Genomic DNA, 6,398 nt, shown 5'->3' with positions numbered 1-6,398 from the left:
CGCCTCAAACGCCGGCGGGGCTGGATTTAGCCGCTGCGCGGCAATTCCAGCCCGCGCGGCGTTGAAGCTACTGGCTTTCGGCGCGGATGACGTCGAGCGCGTGCTGGAGGTCCGCCGGGTAGGTGCTCTCGAACTCCACCCACTGCCCGTCGGCGGGGTGCTCGAAGCCCAGCCGCACCGCGTGCAGCCACTGACGGGTCAGCCCGAGCCGCTTCGCCACCGTCGGGTCTGCCCCGTACGTCAGGTCACCCACGCACGGGTGCCGGTGCGCCGACATGTGCACGCGGATCTGGTGCGTGCGCCCCGTCTCCAGCTTGATGTCCAGCAGCGACGCCGCCCGGAACGCCTCGATCAGGTCGTAGTGCGTGACCGACGGCTTGCCGTCCTGGGTCACGGCCCACTTGTAGTCCGCGTTCGGGTGCCGCCCGATCGGCGCGTCGATGGTGCCGCTCATCGGGTCCGGGTGCCCCTGCACCAGCGCGTGGTACCGCTTGTCCACGACCCGCTCGCGGAACTGGTTCTTCAGCGAGGTGTACGCGCGCTCCGACTTGGCCACCGCCATCAGGCCGGACGTGCCGACGTCGAGACGGTGCACGATGCCCTGGCGCTCGGACGCGCCGGAGGTGGAGATCCGGTAGCCGGCCGCGGCGAGGCCGCCGATCACGGTGGTGCCGGTCCAGCCGGGGCTCGGGTGGGCGGCGACGCCCACCGGCTTCATGATGACCACGACGTCGTCGTCGTCATGGATGATCTCCATGCCCGGCACCGGCTCGGCCACCAGCTCGACCGCCCGCGGCGGGGCCGGCATCTCGACCTCCAGCCAGGCGCCGCCGTGCACGCGCTCGGACTTGCCGACGACGCTGCCGTCGACCGAGACCTTCCCCTCCGCCGCCAGTTCGGCCGCCTTCGTCCGGGAAAAACCGAACATACGGGCGATGGCGGCGTCGACGCGCTCGCCTTCGAGGCCATCGGGAACGGGCAGGGTGCGGATCTCGGGAATCGTACTCACCCGTCGAGTATGCCGGACCCGGCGGAAGACCATTCCCGCGCGCGTCCCCGAAGTCAGTCCTTGTGGACGGTGCCGTCCGGGTCCAGGCCCTTGAAGGACAGCAGGACGATCAGGATCCCGCCGCACACGATCGCCGAGTCGGCGAGGTTGAACACGGCGAAGTGGGCGGGCGCGATGAAGTCGACCACGGCCCCCCGGAACACGCCCGGCGAGCGGAAGATCCGGTCGGTCAGGTTGCCCAGCGCGCCGCCCAGCAGCAGGCCCAGGGCGATCGCCCACGGCAGGCTGTACAGCTTGCGCGCCAGCCGGACGATCACCACGATCACGGTCGCCGCGATCACGGTGAAGATGATCGTGAACGCCTCGCCGAAGCCGAAGGCCGCGCCGGGGTTGCGGATCGCGTCGAACTTCAGCAGGTTCCCGACGATCTCGATCGGCGGCCGGTGCTCCAGCCGGGCCACGACCAGCATCTTGCTGCCGAGGTCGAGCAGGTACGCCAGCACCGCCACGACCAGCAGCGCCGTGATCCGCCGCCGCCCCCGGGGCGCGGCGGGTTCCGACTGCGGCTCGGCGTCGTCCCCGACCTCCGGCGTACCGATGATGCGCTCCGCCTCTGCCACGTGAGTCCCTCGAACTAGCTCGATCCCGACGAGACACGAGAGTACGTCAGTGTGCGTACGTCCTGGCTAGTGCCTGCGTTCCTGCTTCTGCTTGCAGTCCACGCACAGCGTCGCGCGCGGGAAGGCCTGCATGCGCGCCTTGCCGATGGGCTTGCCGCAGTTCTCGCAGAGCCCGTACGTGCCCGCTTCCAGGCGCTCCAGGGCCCGCTCGGTCTGTTCCAGCATGGAGGTGGCGTTGGCGGCGAGGGCCAGCTCGGACTCCCGGGTGATGTTCTTGGTGCCGGTGTCGGCCTGGTCGTCGCCCGCGCCGTCGCCCGAGTCCCGCATCAGGCCGGAGATGGCCATCTCGGAGGCCTCCAGCTCCACGCGCAGCCGCATCACCTCGGAGAGCAGCTCCGTACGGGCCTCAGCGACCTCCTCGGCGGTCCAGGGCTCCTCCCCGGGGCGTACGGCGAGCTCACCGGGGGTCGCGGCCGCGAGGCCGCCGGCGGTGTCGTCGGCCGTCTTGCGGGCCGTGCCCGCCGTCTTCTTGGCAACCACTTCCCGAGCTCCCGTCTTCCGCGCGGCCGGGGCCGCCCCCTCGGACGCGGCCACCTCGGCCGCCTTGGCTGTCCTGGTTGCTGTCTTGGTTGCTGTCTTGGACGCCGTCTTCGCCGCCTGCGCGGCCGCCGGCTCCTTGGCCCGGGCCTTCCCCGGCGCCGTCTTCTTCGCGGCAGCGGTCTTGGCCGGGGCCTTCCCGTCCACCGCCTTCTTCGCCACGGCGGTCTTCTTCCCCGCGGCGGCCTCCTTCACCGCAACGGCCTTCTTCGCCGGAGCGGTCTTCTTCACCGCGGCAGCCTTCTTCGCCGGAGCGGCCTTCTTCACCGCGGCGGCTTTCTTCGCCGGAGCGGCCTTCTTGGCCGGAGCGGCCCGTTCGGCGGCAGCCGTGGAGCCTGGCACAGCAGCCACCTCCCGTGTCGCCGTCTTCTTCGCCACCATGGCCGCGGCCCCTTTTCACCGGATGTGGCCTTTTTAGCCAAATCGTGCCGGAACGATAAGTCGCCTCCGACCCCACGGCAACGGGGCACGCGTCCATCGAGGTCAACCTGCATCCGTTGTGCCCAGCGGGAGCCCCCGTAATCCGCCCCACGAGCCCCAACGGGTCCCCGGCTCCCCCCGTCGGGCCGTCCGGGTCACACCGGACCCCCTCCCCCGGCGCCGCCGCGCCCCGCCGTAAACCGGTCTGCCGACCCGGGCCCCGGCCCTTACACTGGGCGCAGCGAAAGGCATGGATGGGGACGAGTAGCGTCGGACGCAGCCAGGAGCGACCCGGGGACGGTGAGAGCCCGGGGGCGAGCGCGATGTGAAGGATCACCCCGGAGCCGCCGGAAGAAAGCCCGCACGGGACCCGCACGGGAGCCCGCAGGGCCGGTAGAACCGGCTTCGCACCCCAATGAGGGGGCCGCCGGACCCGTCCGGAGGCCAAGGAGGGTGGTACCGCGGGAGCCGCACGTGCTCTCGTCCCTCCGGACGGAAGTGACACACCCGCCGGAGGAAGAGTTCAGCCTCATGACCACACCGCCGCAGTACCGCCCGGTACCCGCCCAGGTCGACCTGCCCGCCCTCGAGCACGCCGTCCTCGACTTCTGGCGCGAGAGCAAGACCTTCGCCAAGACGCTGGAGCAGTCCGAGGGGCGCCCCGAGTGGGTCTTCTACGAGGGCCCGCCCACCGCGAACGGCATGCCCGGCGCCCACCACATCGAGGCCCGCGTCTTCAAGGACGTCTTCCCCCGCTTCCGCACCATGCGCGGCTACCACGTGGCCCGCAAGGCCGGCTGGGACTGCCACGGCCTGCCGGTCGAGCTCGCCGTCGAGAAGGAGCTCGGCTTCAACGGCAAGCAGGACATCGAGGCGTACGGCATCGCGGAGTTCAACGCCAAGTGCCGTGAGTCCGTGACCCGCCACACCGACGCGTTCACCGAGCTCACGACCCGTATGGGCTACTGGGTCGACCTGGACGACGCCTACCGGACCATGGACCCCGAGTACGTCGAATCGGTCTGGTGGTCGCTGAAGGAGATCTTCAACAAGGGCCTGCTGGTCCAGGACCACCGCGTCGCCCCCTGGTGCCCGCGCTGCGGCACCGGCCTCTCGGACCACGAGCTGGCGCAGGGCTACGAGACGGTCGTCGACCCCTCCGTCTACGTCCGCTTCCCGCTGACCTCCGGCCCGCTCGCGGGCGAGGCCGCGCTCCTGGTCTGGACGACGACCCCCTGGACCCTGGTGTCCAACACGGCGGTCGCCGCCCACCCCGACGTCACGTACGTCGTCGCGACGAACGGCGAGGAGAAGCTCGTCGTCGCCGAGCCGCTGCTGGAGAAGGCCCTCGGCGAGGGCTGGGAGGCCACCGGCCAGAGCTTCACCGGCAAGGAGATGGAGCGCTGGACGTACGAGCGCCCGTTCTCCCTGGTGGAGTTCCCGGAGCCCGCCCACTACGTCGTGAACGCGGAGTACGTCACGACCGAGGACGGCACCGGTCTGGTCCACCAGTCCCCCGCCTTCGGCGCCGACGACCTCGCGGTCTGCCGCGCGTACGGCCTGCCGGTCGTGAACCCGGTCCGCCCCGACGGCACCTTCGAGGAGGAGGTCCCGCTCGTCGGCGGCGTCTTCTTCAAGAAGGCCGACGAGAAGCTGACCGCCGACCTCGACGCGCGCGGCCTGCTCTTCAAGCACATCGCGTACGAGCACAGCTACCCGCACTGCTGGCGCTGCCACACGGCCCTGCTCTACTACGCGCAGCCGTCCTGGTACATCCGCACCACCGCCGTCAAGGACGCGATGCTGCGGGAGAACGAGAAGACCAACTGGTTCCCCGAGTCGGTCAAGCAGGGCCGCTTCGGCGACTGGCTGAACAACAACATCGACTGGGCGCTCTCCCGCAACCGCTACTGGGGCACCCCGCTGCCGATCTGGCGCTGCGAGGACGACCACCTCACCTGCGTCGGCTCCCGCGCCGAGCTGAGCGAGCTGTCCGGGCAGGACCACTCCGCCCTGGACCCGCACCGTCCGTACATCGACGACGTGACCTTCCCCTGCACGGCGGAGGGCTGCGCGCACACGGCGGTCCGCGTTCCGGAGGTCATCGACGCCTGGTACGACTCGGGCTCGATGCCGTTCGCGCAGTGGGGCTACCCGTACAAGAACAAGGAGATCTTCGAGAAGCGCTACCCGGCGCAGTTCATCTCGGAGGCGATCGACCAGACCCGCGGGTGGTTCTACACCCTGATGGCGGTCGGCACGCTGGTCTTCGACAAGTCCTCCTACGAGAACGTGGTCTGCCTGGGCCACATCCTCGCCGAGGACGGCCGCAAGATGTCCAAGCACCTGGGCAACATCCTCCAGCCGATCCCGCTCATGGACCAGCACGGCGCGGACGCGGTGCGCTGGTTCATGGCGGCCGGCGGCTCCCCGTGGGCGGCGCGGCGCGTGGGCCACGGCACGATCCAGGAGGTCGTCCGCAAGACGCTCCTCACGTACTGGAACACCGTCGCCTTCCAGGCCCTGTACGCCCGGACCTCGCAGTGGGCCCCGTCGGAGGCCGACCCGGCGCCGGCGGACCGGACGGTGCTGGACCGCTGGCTGCTGTCCGAGCTGAACTCGCTCGTGACCGAGGTCACGGAGGCGATGGAGTCGTACGACACCCAGCGCGCCGGCAAGCTGCTGTCCGCGTTCGTGGACGACCTCTCCAACTGGTACGTGCGCCGCTCGCGCCGCCGGTTCTGGCAGGGCGACAAGGCGGCCCTGCGCACCCTGCACGAGGTCGTCGAGACGGTCACCCGCCTGATGGCCCCGCTGACCCCCTTCATCACGGAGCGGGTCTGGCAGGACATGATCGTCCCGGTCACCCCGGACGCGCCGGAGTCGGTGCACCTGTCCACCTGGCCGACGGCCGACGCCGCGGCGATCGACCCGGTCCTGTCCCAGCAGATGCTGCTGGTCCGCCGCCTGGTGGAGCTGGGCCGCGCGACGCGCGCCGAGTCGGGCGTCAAGACCCGCCAGCCGCTGTCGCGGGCGCTGGTCGGCGCGGCCGGCTTCGACGCGCTGTCGCCGGAGCTGCAGGCCCAGATCACGGAGGAGCTGAACGTCTCCTCCCTGGCCTCCCTCTCCGAGGTGGGCGGCTCGCTGGTGGACACGACGGCGAAGGCGAACTTCCGGGCGCTGGGCAAGCGGTTCGGCAAGGGCGTGCAGGACGTGGCGAAGGCGGTGGCCGCGGCCGACGCCGCCGCCCTGTCCCTCTCGCTGCGCTCCGGCTCGGCGGTCGTGACGGTCAACGGTGAGGAGGTCACCCTCACGCCGGAGGAGGTCATCATCACCGAGACCCCGCGCGAGGGCTGGTCGGTGGCCTCGGACTCCGGTGCGACGGTCGCCCTCGACCTGGAGATCACGCCGGAGCTGCGGATGGCGGGCCTGGCCCGTGACGCGATCCGGCTGATCCAGGAGGCCCGGAAGAACTCCGGTCTCGACGTGGCGGACCGCATCGCCCTGCGCTGGTCCTCGTCCGACGCGGAGGTCGTCACGGCCCTCACGGACCACGCGTCCCTGATCGCGGACGAGGTCCTCGCGACGGACTTCGGCCAGGGCGAGGCCGACGCCTCGTACGGCACCCCGTTCGAGGACGAGTCCCTCGCGCTGACGTTCCGCCTCCGCAAGGCATAACCCTCACCAAGGCGGCGCTTCCCCCCGTGCGGGGGGGCGCCGCCTTTGTGTTTCCTCCCCGCCCCGCCCTTTCT

General features: G+C 70.9%; 4 protein-coding genes. 1 reads left to right on the top strand and 3 read right to left on the bottom strand.

Annotated features, from left to right (window positions below; translation table 11 throughout):
- Positions 1-67: 67 nt before the first annotated feature.
- From VR44_RS23470 to VR44_RS23460, 3 genes are all read right to left on the bottom strand, one after another.
- A complete protein-coding gene (locus VR44_RS23470) occupies positions 68-1,009 on the bottom strand; it encodes an RluA family pseudouridine synthase (RefSeq protein WP_045949558.1) in 942 nt (313 codons plus the stop codon).
- A 53-nt stretch (positions 1,010-1,062) separates the two neighbouring features.
- Positions 1,063-1,629 (bottom strand): signal peptidase II, encoded by a 567-nt coding sequence (gene lspA, locus VR44_RS23465; RefSeq protein WP_045949557.1) that lies wholly within the window; start codon positions 1,627-1,629, stop codon positions 1,063-1,065.
- A gap of 66 nt (positions 1,630-1,695) precedes the next feature.
- Positions 1,696-2,568: a TraR/DksA family transcriptional regulator gene (locus VR44_RS23460; RefSeq protein ID WP_245692124.1), complete on the bottom strand. Its 873-nt coding sequence runs from the start codon at positions 2,566-2,568 to the stop codon at positions 1,696-1,698.
- Positions 2,569-3,177: 609 nt separating this feature from the next.
- Between VR44_RS23460 and ileS the strand changes: the two genes are divergently transcribed.
- Positions 3,178-6,324 (top strand): isoleucine--tRNA ligase, encoded by a 3,147-nt coding sequence (ileS, locus tag VR44_RS23450; protein WP_045949559.1) that lies wholly within the window; start codon positions 3,178-3,180, stop codon positions 6,322-6,324.
- The last annotated feature ends 74 nt before the right edge of the window (positions 6,325-6,398 follow it).

The organism is Streptomyces katrae (assembly GCF_000966975.1).
Classification (GTDB): domain Bacteria; phylum Actinomycetota; class Actinomycetes; order Streptomycetales; family Streptomycetaceae; genus Streptomyces; species Streptomyces katrae.
This window is presented reverse-complemented; position numbering and strand designations above follow the sequence as displayed.

What these genes read in the sequence shown, in the direction of transcription:
- ileS (WP_045949559.1), top strand. Translation starts at nt 3,178, where the DNA reads ATGACCACACCGCCGCAGTACCGCCCGGTACCCGCCCAGGTCGACCTG.